This is a genomic window from Sphingomonas sp. UYAg733 (assembly GCF_054057355.1).
The window spans coordinates 837566-852500 of sequence record NZ_JBSRZE010000001.1 but is presented as its reverse complement, the minus strand read 5'-3'; the positions used below and the strand labels follow the sequence as shown (position 1 = coordinate 852500).

Sequence of the window (14935 nt, the reverse complement as noted above, 5' to 3'; positions counted from 1 at the left end):
AACGGTGCGGTCGGCGCGGTACTGCTGTCGATCGCCTTTATGATCGGCGTACGCTGGGGCGCGGCCGGCCTCGCCTGGGCATGGATCGCGGCCTATCCGATCTATCTCGCGATCAGCATGTGGCGCACGTTGCCTGTGATCGGGACGTCGGTATCGGCCCTGGCCGCAGCGATCGCGCCCGCCTTATTTGCGGCGATCGGCATGGCCCTGGTCGTACCCCTCGTCGACGCCGCGCTGCCGCCGATGGCTCCGCTACCGCGCCTGGCGATTCTCGTGGCCACGGGTGCGATCGTCTATGGCGGCTGGCTGATGCTGTTCGCGCGCAATGTCGTACGCGAGCTGATCGCGATCGTGCGCAAACAGCCGCTCGCGGAGCCCTCTGCTTAGGCCGACTGGATATAGCTCCGCATCGCCTCGGCATCGGCCTCGATCCGGTCGATACGATGTTTTACCAGATCGCCGATCGACACCACGCCGATCATCAGGCCATTCTCGATCACCGGCAAATGGCGGATGCGCCGCCGTGTCATCAGCGACAGCGCGCCGATCACCGCTTCCGACGGCCCGACGGTGATCGCCGGCGACGTCATCACATCGCCAATCTTCGCATCGAGCGCGGCAGCGCCTTGTGCGTCGAGCCCATGGATCACGTCGCGCTCCGAAAAGATGCCCACAACGGTCGTGCCATCCATCACCGGCACCGCGCCGATGCGTCGCTGCGCCAGCAAGGCAACCGCCTCGCGCACGCTTTGATCCGCCGTCATCGATACCACGTCGCGGCCCTTGCCGCCCAGGATCGCCGCGATCGTCATGTTCCGTCTCCTCTTTGCCCGCCGCCCGTCCGTCCCGAGTCTCCGAGGTGGTTGAGGATTCCACCTTTGCGAGGCAAAGCGCAAGCATGACCAAGCCGTCCGGCCTCGATAGCCCCGACTATGCCACATTCGCCTGGGCGCGGTTCCGCCGCATATTGTCGTGGATGGGGCTGGCGACGGCGCTGGTCATCGCGATCGCGATCGTCGGACTGAAGCATTTCTACGGCCCGCTCGGCTGGATCGCGATCCTTGCGGCGATCGGCGGGGTCGGCGGATCGGTGATGCTCGCAGCCGCGCTGATGGGGTTGGCGTTTCTCAGTTCGGGCAGCGGGCACGACGAGTCGGTCGACGATATCGACTGAGGTTTCAGCCCCCGGTCTCCAGCTTCAGCACAAAATCCAGCGTCGCCTCGCCATTGGCCGGCACGATCGCGCGCCACGCCTTTTGCCCCTTGCGCTCGATCAGCTTCGCGCTCGTCTTGGCCAGCTTGTACGGAATGACCAGTTCGAACGTCTCCGGCGTCGATCGCGCGTTGGTCACCCTGACCGTGTAAGGTTTGCGCCGATCGGATGGTCGTTTCGCGATGAGTTCATAACGCACGTCGCTGCTCTCGCCGGTCTCGAACTCGACCTCTTCACCGATCGCACGATCGGCCAGCTTGCTCTCGCCGACCAGCAGCGATTCGCCGCTCGCCTGTTCGAATACTGCGACGCCGCCCGCCGGCAATGGCAGGCCGAGTCCCTTGGCCGCAAGATTCTCGGTGCGCAGGATTCGCGTCGCCGCTTCGCTCTCCGGGCCGTCGGCATCGGCATCATAATCGAACGCTTCGAATTTACCGGTATAGACGCGCTCGAAACGCACTTTCTTACGGTCGATCATCGCCACCTGCTTGCGGCTCATCGCCGCGACCGTGACCGGTTCGGGAATGCGGTAGAGCTTGAGGTCGCCCAGTTCCTCCTGCTCGGCCGTCATCACGGTGACGGCGACCGGCGTATCAGCCAGGAAGCCGCGCCGGCGGCTGCCGGTAACGACGATATCGGAACCCGCCGATTCGTACATCGCCATCGCTTCCGGCGGTGGTAGAGGCGGCCGATCGATTCCCCAGCGCGGATGGGTGCTGGTGATGTCCATCGGCCAGCAGCGCAGGTGAAGCGCCGGCTCCGGCCCCTTGGGCAAGCGCGCGTTCGCCTCCTTGTTCGGCGCACCGGCGACCGCGTTGGCATTCGCCGCGGCAAACCCCTGGCTGCCGCCATTGATCACCGTCAGCCAGGCGAACAGGTCGAGCGTATTCCCGTCATCGGCGACGCGCGCGGCGTAATGCGCCGACCAGTCGAACCCCTGCGCCAGATAGGAAAGCTGCACCGTCACCGTCGCCGCAGCCGCAGTTTCGGTGACGATCGACAAGGTCGGCTTGGCCGCCAGATCCTCCGGCACGCCGGGATAAGACAGCCCCTCGGGCAAGCCCGAACAGCCCAATGCCTCGACCCCATCCCGGGTGGTCAGCACGACACCGCCGCCCGGGCCGGCCTGGATCAACGCTTCGCCCGTCGTCGTCTTGCCGGTGACGCGGTCGGTGCGGTGGATCGTCACGCGGCGCTTGAGATAAGCGTCGACCAGCGTGGCCGGCCCGAGCAGCCGCGCGTCGCGATTCTTTTCGTTCACGCGGCGCGGCAAGCCGGTGACGATCGCGGTTTCGGGCATCATCCCTTCCGACACGCCGGCAAAGCGAATCGCCGAGCGGCCGGCGGGCAATGTGATCGTGCGGATCTCGGTGATCAGCGCGTAGCCGCCGGGCCAATTGCCGTTGGCCGCTCCCTCGTTGCGATCGGGGTCGCGATAGAGCGTGACCGAGATCGCATCGATCCGCTCAGATTGCACAATCGTCTGCGCCGCTGCCGGCATGATGGCGACCAGCTGGATAAGTACCGGCGCGAGCGCGGCGCGGATCAACAAAGGGGTGATCCGCCGCATGCTCAGCTGCGCCGGTCGAATGACAGGTCGAGCGACGCGGTCCCGTTGGCGGGTACGACCACCCGCCAGGCCTTGCGGCCTTTGCGCTGGATCAGTGTGTCGCTGGCCGAAACGACCTTGGCCGGCAGCGCCAGTTCGAATGTCTCCGCCGTCGATCGCGCATTGGTCACCCGCACCGTGAAGGGCGCGCGCCGCTTCGTCACGGGCAAGGCGACCGTGACATAACGGATATCGTTGCTCGCGCCCGCGCCGAATTCGACCTCTTCGCCGACCGCGCGATCCGCCAGACTGCTTTCCGCGACCAGCATCGACGCGTCGGCGGCGGATTCGAACACCGCCACCCGGCCCGCCGGCAAGGGCAGGCCAAGGCCTTTGGCATCGAGATTCTCGGTGCGCAGGACAAGCGCCGCAGGGATAGGTGGTGTTTCGCCCGAGCGATAGCGCCAGTTGCTGAAGTCGCCGGTGTAGATGCGGTCGAAGTGCACGCCCTTGCGATCGATCATCGCCACCTGCTTGCGGCTCAGCGCGGCGACGGTGACCGGTTCGGGAATAAGGTAGAGTTTGAGATCGCCCAACTCCTCCTGCTGCGCCATCATCACCGGCGCGGGCGGCGCGGGTGGCGGCGGAGGCGGCGGCGGGGCAAACATCATCGCGCGCTGTTCACGAAGCAATCCGGTGACGACGATCTTGTCGCTCGCTTCCTCCATGCGAGGCGGCGGCGGCCGATCGATACTCCATTTCGGATGCGTGCTGGTGATGTCCATCGGCCAGCATTGAAGATGCAGTTCGGGTGCCGGCCCTTTCGGCAGTCGGGCGGCCGCCTCGCGATGCAGGCCGCCCGCGACCGCCTGGGTATTGGCATCGGCGAAGCCCTGGCTGCCGCCATTGGCGACGGTTAGCCAGGCGAACAGGTCGAGCGTCTTTCCATCATCGCCGACCCGCGCGACATAATTGGCGGACCAGTCGAACCCCTGCGCCAGATAGGAAAGCTGCACCGTCGCCGTCGTCGCCACGGCATTGTCGGTGGTCACCGACAATGTGGGCTTGGCGGCAAGGTCAGCGGGTAGGCCGGGATAGGATAGTGATTCGGGCACACCCGAACAGGACAGCGCCTCGGCACCCGCAGCGGTGGTGATCACCACGCCGCCACGCGGCCCCGACTGGATTACCGCGTCCTCGGTTACCGTCTTGCCGGTCGCGCGGCTGGTCCGGCGGATGGTGACGCGGCGCTTCAGATAGGCATCGACCAGACCCGCCGGCGACAGCAATCGCGCATCGCGATTCTTCTCGTTCACCCCTTTGGGCACCCCGCTGACGATCGCGCTTTCCGGCAGCATTCCTTCCGCGACACCAGCGAAACGAATGACCAGCCGGCCGGCCGGCAGGCTGATCGTGCGAGTCTCGGTGATCAGCGCATAGCCGCCCGGCCATCCCGCGCCGATCGCCCGCTCGCCCCGCTCGGGCTCGCGGTACAAAGTCACTGAAATCGCGTCGATCTTTTCCGAATCGACGATTGTCTGCCCAGCGAGGAGCGTCTGCGCCGCCACCGGCGTCGCAGTTAAAAGGAGCGCGTAAAGGACAGCGATGCGACGTATCGGATCAATAGCGCGTGTCGAAAACCACTGTCACCGACGCCTTGCCATTGCCCGGAACCGGCACCTTCCATTCCATCCGATCGGCCGAGACACGCTCGCCAGTGATGCTCTGTTCGATCAGGCGGACATCACCCCACAGGCCGTTCTGCGCCAGATCGATCGTCACCGCATCGGGCCGCGCGTTGGAGAAATCATAGCGCATCGAGGTGCGCCAGCGTGACGAGGACAGGCGCCTGCGCTCTACCAGTACTGCCGCACCCTTGACGTCGAACGCCTCGCCGGTGCGGATCGACATTTGCGACCCCATCGGCGCCGCCGCGACGCGGCTTTCGCCGATGAACTGCGGGTCGCCACGCTTGTCGCGCATATAGACGCGGATCGTGCCCGCCGGCAGCTGATCGCCAAGGCCGCCAGTGCGCGAGGTGGAGAATTTGAGCACCGTCGCGGCGCTGCGCGGATCGGACTGAGTCTCGAGCCAGCCATTGGTCCATTCATAGGTCTTCCGCGCGGCGACGCCCTTCACGTCGAGGAAGCTGACCTGCTTCTGCTGCGCATTGGCGATCGTCGTGCGCTCGCCCAGCGGATAGAGATAATAGTCGCCGAGCTTCTCGCGCGGGCCGGTCTCGGTGCCCGCCACCTCGAGCGTCGCATCGCCAAGCTGCGAGAAACCGCCATTGCCGCGATTGGGGTTGCCCGCGACGAGCAGCACATCGGCGTTACGATAGGTCGTGCCGGTGCTGTTGGTCAGCGTGACCCAGCCCTGCACGTCGATCGCGCCCTTCACTTCGTCGAACAGCATAACGTAATCGCTGGTCCAGCCGAGGCCGGGCGTCAGATAGGTGAGCGTGGCCGGCACCCGGCCCGCCTTGGCAACCTGCAGCGTCACCGACAGGGTCGGGCGCGCGCGGAGATTCTCGGGCACCTTGTCGAAGATCACGCGGACCGGCAGGCCATCGTCGCGCAGCACTTCGATCCGGTTGCCGATCTGCAGCACGATGCCGCCATTGGCCGCGAGCACGCGCGCCTGTTCGCGTGTCTCCAAACCGGTCGCCGGGTTGGTGCGCACGATCGTCACGACCGAGCCGACCGCCTTCTCCATCAATTTGTCAGGCGAGAGCAGGTCGTAATCGAAATTCTGTTCGACGATACCAATGCCGGGCCCGCCAAGCGTCACCGTCTCGGAACGGATCTGCGCCGAGACATCGGGGAAATCCTGCCGCGTGCGGCCGGCGTCGAGATCAAGCTGCCGGACATCCTGCACCAGCGACTGGCCGTTCTGATAGATGGTAACCGCGACGTCGCCCTGGGCATTGGCGGCCAGCGGGTTGGCCGCGACTTGCGGGCCGGAGGCTTGCGCCTGCGCCATCAGGGGTATCATCATCGCCGCCGTGGCGATCCAGTAGCGCATCATCACTCTCCCCCTAGTCTATTGCGGCCATGCTAGCCGGCAAACGTGACAGGTCAACGGCAAGTCTGTGGCCTGAAACGTAAAAGACCGGCCCGGCGGATACCGGGCCGGCCTTTTGCCGGTTCGATCGGTCAGCCGATCATTCGGCGGCGGTCGATTCGTCCACTGCCGGTCGCACACGACGCGCGCGAGGCTTTTTCTCGGCCACCGGCTCGGCGTCGGGCACGATCGCCGAGATACCCAGCGACGGCGGCAGGCGGTCTGCCTCGAACACGGGCGCATCGGCCCGACTCTCGGCCGGCACCTCACGGCGCGGACGCCCGCGACGCTTGGGCTCTTCCTGCTGTGGCGCCGCTTCGTGCTGGACCGTTTCTTCCTGACGTGGCGCGGTGTCCTGGCGAGGCGCGCGTTCTGGCCGTGGAGCGCGCTCCAGGCGCGGCATACGCTCTTCGCGGCGAACCGGCGCAGCGCCTTCGTCGTCCTGTGCATAGCTCGGACGATTTACGCGCTCGTTGCCGCTGCGGTCATTGCCCTGACGGTCGTTGCCCTGACGATCATTGTTGGGACGATCATTGTTGGGACGATCATTGTTCGGGCGGTCGTTCCGTTCGTACCGGTCATTGGCCTGACGCTGCGGGCGATCGCCGTTTTGACGGTCGCCATTCTGACGATCCTGGCGGTCGTTATTGTCGCCACGATCGTCACGGACATAACGATCGGGGCGATCACCGCGGTCGCTATCTCCGTTGTTGCCGTTCGCATTGCTGCGCGCCGGACGGCGGTCGTCGTCATACTGACCATTGCCGTTCTGGTTGCCATTGCTGCCGCCGCTCTGGGCATAGCCCTGGTTCTGGCGTTCCGGCGGACGCTGCTCGACGCGGGCGACGGGCTCGCCGTCATCGTCGTATTCCTGCTCGTCCTCGTCGAACGCCGCGCCACCATTCTGGCGGCGGTTGTCCTCGAAGCGCGAACGCGTTTCGGCGAGCACGCGGAAATAATGGTCCGCGAACTGCAGATAATATTCGGTGTTGACGCGGTCGCCCTGCATCTGCGCGTCGCGCGCCAGCGTCTTGTATTTCTCAAGCAGCTGGCTCGCGTTGCCGCGCGCCCGGTTGTCGATACGGTTGCCGTTATCCGGGCGGCCCGAATTACCCTGCGGGCGCTGTTGCTGCCCGCCACGACCGCGACGGCGGCCGGCCTGACGATTATTGTTAATCAAGTGCTGTTGTCCTGTCCTTCGAAACCAACCTGGTCGTGCTCCGCAACAATGTGGATGCAATGCTCCTTGGCCCGTGCTCGCCGACCTTCGGCGAAACGAGCCTGTCCCGACCGCCGGACTGCAGCGGTGCGATGACGAAGGAGGCGGGCAACAGCCCGTTTTCAACCAGTTATGGTGAAAGCGCGTGCCCCTCCCCGTTCAATAGCGGCTGGCGCGCCAATCTCCAAGCGGAAATATGTGTCTCTATCGTGACCGGTTCAAGTCGCGACCAGCGCACGCGGGTGCTCGGCGAGGTCGCGGCGCTGCGTGACGGCAAAGCCCTGCGCTTCAAGCAAGGTGGTGACCGCTCCGGCCTGGCTCATGCCGATCTCCAGGATCGCGGCGCCGCCGGGCGCAAGCAAGGCCCGGAGCTGCGGCGCGATGACCCGATAATCCTCTAGCCCGTCCGGCCCGGCAAACAATGCGCCGGCCGGTTCATGCTCGCGCACCTCGGCAGGCAGCGCCTCGTCGGTTGCGATATAAGGCGGGTTGGTGAGGATCAGGTCGAATTCCCCAGACAAGCCTTCGGCCCAGTTGCCAGCGCGGAATATCGCACGATCCGCTACGCCCAGCGCTTGCGCATTTGCCCGGGCATAACCCAGCGCCCGCTCCGACGCGTCCACACCCAGCCCATGCGCCTCACGCCATTGGTCGAGCGCAGCCAGCAGCAAGGTGCCGGGACCGGTGCCGAGATCGAGAATGCGCCGCGGACCAACGCCATCGCGGAAATGTTCGACCGCCGCCTCGATCAAAGTCTCGCTATCGGCACGCGGCACCAGCGCACCGGGACCGACCACCAGGTCGATCGTCCAGAAAGCACGCGTGCCGGTGATATAGGCAATCGGTTCATGTGCCGTCCGGCGGGTGACGAGCGACGCGAAGTTCGCCGGAGCTTCGTCATCGAGATGGTTGAGCAGCAACCGCTCGCGCGTGATGCCGAGCGCGTGCGCCATCAACAGTTCGGCATCGAGACGCGGGGTTGCGGAGAACGTCAGTACGGCGGAAGCGTCGTTCAGCGCGAGACGAATACTCATCTCCCCGCTCCGTTCGTTTCGAGCGAAGTCGAGAAACCTTGCGCAGCGCTTGTTGCCTGTTTCTCGACTTCGCTCGAAACGAACGGAAGCTGGATGCGCCTGCGGAAAGGGTCAGGCCGCATCCAAGGTCGCCAGCCGTTCGGCCTCGTCCTCGGCGATCAGCGCACTCACCAGCTCATTCATATCGCCCTCGAGTATCTCGGGCAGGCGGTGGAGCGTCAGGTTGATGCGGTGGTCGGTCACTCGCCCTTGCGGGAAATTATAGGTGCGGATGCGCTCCGACCGGTCTCCCGATCCAACCATCGACTTCCGCGCGCCGGCGCGTTCATTGTGCAGCCGCTCGCGCTCGGCCTCGTAAAGCCGGGTGCGCAGGACCTTCAATGCCTTGGCCTTGTTCTTGTGCTGCGACTTCTCGTCTTGCTGGATCACGACCAACCCGGTCGGGATATGCACGATGCGCACCGCGCTGTCGGTGGTGTTGACCGATTGCCCGCCCGGTCCGGACGACCGGTACACGTCGATACGCAGATCCTTGTCGTCGATCTTGACGTCGACCTCCTCCGCCTCGGGCAGCACCGCGACGGTCGCCGCCGAGGTATGGATACGCCCGCCCGCCTCGGTTGCGGGGACGCGCTGCACGCGGTGCACGCCGCTTTCGAACTTCAGCCGCGCGAACACGCCCTTACCCTCGACCGAGGCGACCGCTTCCTTGAAACCGCCCGCTTCCGAGCTGGACGCGGAGATTAGTTCGACCCGCCAGCCCTGGCTCTCGGCATAACGCTGATACATGCGGAACAGGTCGCCCGCGAACAACGCCGCCTCGTCGCCACCCGTACCGGCGCGAATCTCGAGCATTGCGGCGCGCTCATCGGCGGCATCGCGCGGCAGCAGCGACAGCGCCAGCGCCCGCTCGGCGGCAGGCAATGTCTCGCGGATCGCGTCGATTTCCTCGCGCGCCATCTGCTTGATTTCGGGGTCGGCGTCGCTCTCCATCGTGGCAAGCACGTTGAGCTCGGCGCGCAGCCGCCGCACTTCGCCCGCCGCCCGCGCGACGGGTTCGAGCTCGGCATATTCCTTGGACACCGCGACGAAGCGATCACTGGGCAAGTCGCCGGTCGCCATCAGCGCCTGCAACTCATCGCGCCGCGCCTCGATCTGCGCGATCCGTGCTGCGGAGATTGCGGTCACGGCCTGATCGAATCCTCAGACCAATCGACCCGCGCCAATGTGTCGCTAACGATCGAAGGCTGACCGGCTTGCGCTTTCGAAGCCACTCGCGCCTCGCCGTCCAGATAACTCACCGACACGATCTCACGAGGCGAGGTCTTGATTGCTTTGTCGAAACGCTTTCGCGCCGACCCGGTGGCGAACAATTCGGCGGCGTGCCCGGCTCGTCGCAATGCGGCGACGGCAGCGAACCCTGCCCGTTGAACCCGATCATCTTCGACCACGACAGCGACGGCCCCATCGTCCGGCAACGGCGCATCGATCAACATCGCCAGTCGCTCGATCCCGGCTGCCCAGCCAATCCCAGGAGTTTCCGGCCCGCCAAGCGAGCCGATCAGCCCGTCATAACGACCGCCGGCCAGCACCGTCCCCTGCGCGCCCAACCGGTCGGTGACGAACTCGAACGCAGTATGCCGGTAATAATCGAGTCCCCGCACAAGCCGCGAATTGCGTGTCCAGGCGACACCGGCCGCGTCGAGACCCTTGGCCACACTCTCGAAGAACGCGCCGGCCTCGGACGTCAAATAAGCGTCGATATCGGGCGCGGCGTCGGCGATCGGTCGGTCCTTCGGATCCTTGCTGTCGAGAATGCGTAGCGGATTACGCGTTAGCCGGTCCTTGCTGTCCTGCGACAGATCGCCTTCGTGCTGCTCAAAATGGGTAACCAGCGCGGCGCGCCACGCATCGCGCGTCTCTGCATCGCCAAGCGTGTTGAGTTGCAAGGTCACGCCGTCGCTGATCTTCAGTTCGCGCAACAACTGGTCGGCCAGGACCAGCAGCTCGATATCCGCCGCTGCTTCGGGCGCGCCGATGATCTCGGCATCGATCTGGTGAAACTGGCGGTAACGGCCCTTTTGCGGGCGCTCGTAGCGAAACACCGGGCCATGCGTGACCAGCTTCAGCGGCGCATATTGCTGCCAGCCCTCGGTCAGATAAGCGCGCGCGATACCGGCGGTGAATTCTGGCCGCAGCGTCAGCGAATCGCCGCCGCGATCCTCGAAACTGTACATCTCCTTCGACACGACATCCGTCGTCTCGCCGAGCGAACGCGCGAACACCGCGGTCGATTCGAAGATCGGCACCTCGACGCGCTGGAAACAATAAAGTCGCCGCACCCGCTCGAACGTGTCGACGATATGCGCGAAACGACGCTGCTCCTCGCCGAAGATGTCCTGCGTGCCGCGAATGCGTTTGGGGGTTTCGATACGAGCCATTTGCGGCTGCTCTCTATGCGAGGGGAAGGACAAGCGCTAGGCCTTCGCAATGACGACGAAGAACATTGGACTCGGCAACAAGATCGCACCACCACGCTTCCTTGCCTTCGCAACTCTGTTCGTCGTCGGGCTGGCCGCCTTCATCCCGCTGCTCGGCAAGGGCCTGGGCGCGATGGCGGCGTTCGACACCGCTGCCGCGGTGTTCCTCGCACTGGTCGCACCGCTGCTGCAAAGCAAGGCGGCCGATATGCGCCAGCATGCCAAGGATAACGACGCCAACCGCGCTTTGCTGCTCGCGATCACCGCCACGGTCACGACCGTGATCCTCGTCTCGGTCGCCAGCGAGATGATGGGCGGCAAGGGCAGCAGCTTCGCGACCGCGATGATCGTCGTCACGCTGGTCCTCGCCTGGCTGTTCTCCAATACCGTCTATGCGCTGCACTACGCACATCTCTTCTATGTCGATGACGGCAAGGGCAAGGACAGCGGCGGAGTCGATATTCCCGCGACCAAAGAGCCCGATTACTGGGATTTCGTCTATTTCAGCTTCACGCTCGGCATGACCTTTCAGACTTCGGACGTCGAGATAAGCTCGTCGGGCATCCGTCGCGTGACGATCGGGCACTGCCTCGCCGCATTCGTGTTCAACATTGGCGTGCTTGCCTTCACGATCAATGTGTTGGGCGGCTGAGCGAAGCCGTCCCCGATCACACGCCAGGCCCAAACAGCGCTTGAGCCGCCCGGGACTGGACGGCAGCTGTGTTGCAGGCTTAAGCCACGCACATCCTCCCCCCTTTGCCGAAAGGCCAGTCCCCTATGATCCGTTCGTTGTTTGCCGCTACGCTGCTTGCATACACTGCGCTGCCCGGGGCGCCCGCGCTCGCCGAGAATTCGAAACCGCAACCAATACCCTATGTCGACACGATCCCGGCGGCGCGCGACATCGCTTATCCTGGCACGATCACGATCGAGGTCGACGCGACCGACACCAAGCGCGGCATCTTCGCGGTCAAAGAGACGATTCCAGTGCGCGAAGCCGGACCGATGGTCCTGCTCTATCCCAAATGGCTGCCCGGCGCGCACAGCCCGCGCGGCGAGATCGAGAAGCTTGCGGGTCTGAAGATCAGCGCCAATGGCAAGCCGGTGCCGTGGAAGCGCGATCCGGTCGATGTGTTCGCTTTCCATATCGACGTGCCGAAGGGCGCGAAGAGCATCGACATCGACCTGAAGTTCCTGTCGGCGACCAAGGCCGACCAGGGCCGCATCGTGGCGACGCCGCGCATGCTCAGCCTGCAGTTCAATTCGATGAGCCTCTATCCGGCAGGCTATTTCACACGTCAGATCCCGATCAAGGCGACGGTCCGATATCCCGACGGCTGGACTGCCGCGTCCGCGCTGCCGTCCAAGCCGGTCGGATCGACCTATATCTATGAGAAGACCAATTACGAGGTGCTGGTCGATTCGCCGGCGCTCGCCGGACGCTATTTCAAGCGCTGGGAATTGTCGCCGCGCGTCAATCTCAACGTGGTCGCCGACACGCCCGACGAACTGGTCGCCACGCCCGAACAGATCGACGCCCATAAGAAGCTGGTCGAGCAAGCGGTGAAGAATTTCGGCGCGCAACATTACGACAATTACGAATTCCTGCTTTCGATCACCGACGAACTGGGCGGGATCGGGCTCGAGCATCATCGTTCGTCCGAGAATGGCGTAAAGCCCGGCTATTTCACCAAATGGAAGGACGGTCCGGGATCACGCAACCTGTTGCCGCATGAATTCACCCATAGCTGGGACGGCAAGTTCCGCCGCGGCGCCGATCTGTGGACTCCCGATTTCCGCACGCCGATGCGCGGCAGCTTGCTGTGGGTCTATGAAGGCCAGACGCAGTTCTGGGGTTATGTGCTGCAGGCGCGTTCGGGCATGGTATCGAAACAGGATACGCTCGACATGTACGCGTCGATCCTCGCCAGTCTCGACAATCGCCCGGCACGCGACTGGCGGCCGATGATCGACACGACCAACGATCCGGTCATGTCGCAGCGCAAGCCCAAGGGCTGGACCAGCTATCAGCGCTCCGAGGATTATTACAATGAAGGCCTGCTGATCTGGATGGAGGTCGATTCGATCCTGCGCAAACAATCGGGCGGGACGAAGTCGATCGACGATTTCGCGAATGCCTTCTTCGGCATCAACGACGGCGACTGGGGTCAGGTAACCTATACTTTCGACGACGTGGTTTCGACCCTGAACGCGATACAACCTTATGACTGGGGCGGCTTTCTCAGCACGCGGATTAACGAGACTGGCCAGCCCGCGCCGCTCGGCGGGTTCGTCGCGAACGGTTACCGGCTGATCTATGCTGACGAACCGACGCCGGCGTTCAAGAATGCCGAAACCACCGGCAAGCGCGTCGACGTCACCTATTCGCTCGGTCTGGTCATCGACAAGGACGCGGAGGTCATCTCGGTCGGGTGGAACAGCCCGGCGTACAAATCGGGTCTCGACATCGGCACCAAGGTGATCGCGGTCAACGACCTCGCCTATAGCGACACGATCCTGAAGGCGGCGATCGTCGCGGCGAAGACGTCGAAGGATCCGATCCGGCTGCTGGTCAAGAATGGCGAGCGGCTCGACACGGTTTCCATCGACTATCATGGCGGGCCACGTTATCCGCGCCTGGAAAAGATCGGCACCGGAGAGGGTGGCCTGGATCGGCTTTTGTCGCCCCGCTGACGCGGGAATGTGCGGCGCCGGCTCGCTTTTTCTTCTGACCATCCCTGCGGATGGCCGGGAGCGCGGGCGGGCCGACGTCGCGCCCTGAACGAAGTGAAGGACCCATAATGCGTATCGATATGATCCCGGTCGGCGACGATCCGCCGAACAGCCTCAACGTCATCATTGAGGTGCCGGTCGGGGGCGAACCGGTGAAGTATGAATTCGACAAGGCAAGCGGCGCATTGTTCGTCGACCGAATCCTGCACACGCCGATGCGTTATCCGGCGAATTACGGCTTCATTCCGCACACCCTGTCGCCCGATGGCGACGCGCTCGACGCGCTGGTTATCGCGCGATCACCTTTCATTCCGGGCAGCGTGGTGCGGGTACGCCCGATCGGCGTGCTCAAGCTGGAGGACGAAGCGGGCGGCGATGAAAAGCTCATCACCGTGCCGGTCGATACGACCTTCCCCTATTACACCGATGTCGGCGAACGCGGCGACCTGCCCTCGATCGTACTCGCCCAGATCGAGCATTTCTTCACCCACTACAAGGATCTGGAGCCCCAGAAATGGGTGCGGATCGGCAATTGGGGTGACGCCGAGGAAGCCAGGCAGATCGTGATGGAAGCGATCGAGGCGGAAAAGGCAGCCAAGAAAGCGTGAGCGACCGGGCCGCCTGGCGGTTCTGCGCGGCGGCCGGTGTCGTCGCGTTCTTCTGCTCCTGGCTGTTCGGTCAAATCCCCGGTCTGGTCGCGTGCGGTCCGACCGGGGGTCGCGGCCCGATCATCGCGTTCGAATTCGTGCATACCGCTGCCGATGTCGCGGCGCTGTTCGGCAGCGAACTGTGCCGTTCCACTCTGATCGCGGCGCAGAAGACCGGCCTGCTGCTCGACGAATTCGGCTTCATTCCAGCTTATACGACCTTCCTGATTCTCGGCGCCTGGGCGACACAAACGCGGGGATTGTGGCTGATGGTGGTCGTGGCGACGCTCGCCATCGCCGGCGCAAGCGACGAGATCGAGGGCGTGATCCTCTACCTTATCCTGCGCGACCTGCCGGGCAACCAGACGCTGATCGATTTGCTCTGGTGGACTGTGCATGTGAAGTTCGCGCTGCTCGCGATCGGCACGGCGGGCAGCGGCGCGGCGCTGGTCGCCAATCGCAAATGGATCGGCGGGGCGGCTGGGCTGATCATAGTCAGTGGCGGCTTGTTCGCGCTTTACGGCCTGACCTGGTTCCCGAACACGATAATGATGACCGGCTTCACTCTTGCCTGGTTCGCGCTGCTGGCGACGGCTTTGATCGCGTCTTTCGTGCCTTCGGTTTTTTCGCCCCCGCCTTCTTCGGCGGCGCGCGCATCCCGGCGGCCAAGCCCAGCGCCGCCCATTCCCTGAGCGCATCGGCATCGTCGTACACGTCGTCGGGCGCGCGACGATAGTTCATCGATTTAGGCTGTCCGCCCATATCTACGGTGAAGCGTGGGCAGCCCGCCGCGTCCCATGTCGGATTGCTCTCCGCATCGGCCTTGAACCACAGCGCATCGCGGCTCGCGATGGCAAAGATCGTTCCGTCGACATAGAGGGTCGCGCCACCCATCATGCGGCGCATCGTCACCGCCCCGACCGGTGCCATCGCCTCGGTGACCCAATCGACCAATCCGGTGTCCAGTGCCATCGGTGCATCCTTTCCTAGTCTCGTC

The 14935-nt window shown here is 64.4% G+C and carries 14 protein-coding genes (1 of these 14 only partly in view); 5 read left to right on the top strand and 9 right to left on the bottom strand.

Annotated features, from left to right (window positions below):
* Window positions 1-387 carry the end of a lipopolysaccharide biosynthesis protein gene (locus ACVWZA_RS04305; RefSeq protein WP_457309902.1) on the top strand. The gene continues 1104 nt to the left of window position 1, outside the view, so the window shows 387 of its 1491 coding nt (coding positions 1105-1491); the start codon falls outside the window, past its left edge; it ends in the stop codon at window positions 385-387.
* On the opposite strand, the gene ACVWZA_RS04300 is transcribed toward ACVWZA_RS04305, so the two are convergent.
* On the bottom strand, window positions 384-812 hold the full coding sequence (locus ACVWZA_RS04300) for a CBS domain-containing protein (protein WP_457309901.1): 429 nt from the start codon (window positions 810-812) through the stop codon (window positions 384-386). The genes ACVWZA_RS04305 and ACVWZA_RS04300 overlap by 4 nt on opposite strands.
* 86 nt (window positions 813-898) lie before the next feature.
* Between ACVWZA_RS04300 and ACVWZA_RS04295 the strand changes: the two genes are divergently transcribed.
* Entirely contained in the window at window positions 899-1174 is a 276-nt protein-coding gene (locus ACVWZA_RS04295) for a hypothetical protein (RefSeq protein WP_457309900.1), read from the top strand.
* Between the two features lie 4 nt (window positions 1175-1178).
* On the opposite strand, the gene ACVWZA_RS04290 is transcribed toward ACVWZA_RS04295, so the two are convergent.
* The 7 genes from ACVWZA_RS04290 to hisS form a co-directional block, all read right to left on the bottom strand.
* Window positions 1179-2783: a DUF4139 domain-containing protein gene (locus tag ACVWZA_RS04290; RefSeq protein WP_457309899.1), complete on the bottom strand. Its 1605-nt coding sequence runs from the start codon at window positions 2781-2783 to the stop codon at window positions 1179-1181.
* Window positions 2784-2785: 2 nt separating this feature from the next.
* Window positions 2786-4330 carry a DUF4139 domain-containing protein gene (locus ACVWZA_RS04285; RefSeq protein ID WP_457309898.1) on the bottom strand — a complete coding sequence of 515 codons (1545 nt, stop codon included), beginning with the start codon at window positions 4328-4330 and terminating at the stop codon, window positions 2786-2788.
* 52 nt (window positions 4331-4382) lie between these two features.
* Window positions 4383-5789 carry a DUF4139 domain-containing protein gene (locus ACVWZA_RS04280; protein ID WP_457309897.1) on the bottom strand — a complete coding sequence of 469 codons (1407 nt, stop codon included), beginning with the start codon at window positions 5787-5789 and terminating at the stop codon, window positions 4383-4385.
* A 136-nt stretch (window positions 5790-5925) separates the two neighbouring features.
* The gene (locus ACVWZA_RS04275) at window positions 5926-7005 is read right to left on the bottom strand and encodes a DUF4167 domain-containing protein (protein WP_457309896.1); all 1080 of its coding nucleotides are present in this window, start codon (window positions 7003-7005) and stop codon (window positions 5926-5928) included.
* 257 nt (window positions 7006-7262) lie between these two features.
* On the bottom strand, window positions 7263-8078 hold the full coding sequence (gene prmC / locus ACVWZA_RS04270) for a peptide chain release factor N(5)-glutamine methyltransferase (RefSeq protein WP_457309895.1): 816 nt from the start codon (window positions 8076-8078) through the stop codon (window positions 7263-7265).
* Window positions 8079-8189: 111 nt separating this feature from the next.
* Window positions 8190-9266, bottom strand: a complete 1077-nt coding sequence (gene prfA / locus ACVWZA_RS04265; protein WP_457309894.1) for a peptide chain release factor 1 — start codon at window positions 9264-9266, stop codon at window positions 8190-8192.
* Window positions 9263-10519 (bottom strand): histidine--tRNA ligase, encoded by a 1257-nt coding sequence (gene hisS, locus ACVWZA_RS04260; RefSeq protein WP_457309893.1) that lies wholly within the window; start codon window positions 10517-10519, stop codon window positions 9263-9265. Before hisS ends, prfA begins: the two co-directional genes overlap by 4 nt.
* A gap of 49 nt (window positions 10520-10568) precedes the next feature.
* Between hisS and ACVWZA_RS04255 the strand changes: the two genes are divergently transcribed.
* From ACVWZA_RS04255 to ppa, 3 genes are all read left to right on the top strand, one after another.
* A complete protein-coding gene (locus ACVWZA_RS04255) occupies window positions 10569-11210 on the top strand; it encodes a DUF1345 domain-containing protein (protein ID WP_457309892.1) in 642 nt (213 codons plus the stop codon).
* 125 nt (window positions 11211-11335) lie between these two features.
* A complete protein-coding gene (locus ACVWZA_RS04250) occupies window positions 11336-13252 on the top strand; it encodes a M61 family metallopeptidase (protein WP_457309891.1) in 1917 nt (638 codons plus the stop codon).
* 107 nt (window positions 13253-13359) lie between these two features.
* Complete coding sequence (ppa, locus tag ACVWZA_RS04245) at window positions 13360-13899, top strand: inorganic diphosphatase (protein WP_457309890.1); 540 nt, start codon at window positions 13360-13362, stop codon at window positions 13897-13899.
* Between the two features lie 600 nt (window positions 13900-14499).
* On the opposite strand, the gene ACVWZA_RS04240 is transcribed toward ppa, so the two are convergent.
* Window positions 14500-14910: a TfoX/Sxy family protein gene (locus ACVWZA_RS04240; protein ID WP_457309889.1), complete on the bottom strand. Its 411-nt coding sequence runs from the start codon at window positions 14908-14910 to the stop codon at window positions 14500-14502.
* Window positions 14911-14935: the final 25 nt, after the last annotated feature.

What these genes read in the sequence shown, in the direction of transcription:
- ACVWZA_RS04300 (WP_457309901.1), bottom strand. Translation starts at nt 812, where the DNA reads ATGACGATCGCGGCGATCCTGGGCGGCAAGGGCCGCGACGTGGTATCG.
- ACVWZA_RS04295 (WP_457309900.1), top strand. Translation starts at nt 899, where the DNA reads ATGACCAAGCCGTCCGGCCTCGATAGCCCCGACTATGCCACATTCGCC.
- ACVWZA_RS04290 (WP_457309899.1), bottom strand. Translation starts at nt 2,783, where the DNA reads ATGCGGCGGATCACCCCTTTGTTGATCCGCGCCGCGCTCGCGCCGGTA.
- ACVWZA_RS04280 (WP_457309897.1), bottom strand. Translation starts at nt 5,789, where the DNA reads ATGATGCGCTACTGGATCGCCACGGCGGCGATGATGATACCCCTGATG.
- prmC (WP_457309895.1), bottom strand. Translation starts at nt 8,078, where the DNA reads ATGAGTATTCGTCTCGCGCTGAACGACGCTTCCGCCGTACTGACGTTC.
- hisS (WP_457309893.1), bottom strand. Translation starts at nt 10,519, where the DNA reads ATGGCTCGTATCGAAACCCCCAAACGCATTCGCGGCACGCAGGACATC.
- ACVWZA_RS04255 (WP_457309892.1), top strand. Translation starts at nt 10,569, where the DNA reads ATGACGACGAAGAACATTGGACTCGGCAACAAGATCGCACCACCACGC.
- ACVWZA_RS04250 (WP_457309891.1), top strand. Translation starts at nt 11,336, where the DNA reads ATGATCCGTTCGTTGTTTGCCGCTACGCTGCTTGCATACACTGCGCTG.
- ppa (WP_457309890.1), top strand. Translation starts at nt 13,360, where the DNA reads ATGCGTATCGATATGATCCCGGTCGGCGACGATCCGCCGAACAGCCTC.
- ACVWZA_RS04240 (WP_457309889.1), bottom strand. Translation starts at nt 14,910, where the DNA reads ATGGCACTGGACACCGGATTGGTCGATTGGGTCACCGAGGCGATGGCA.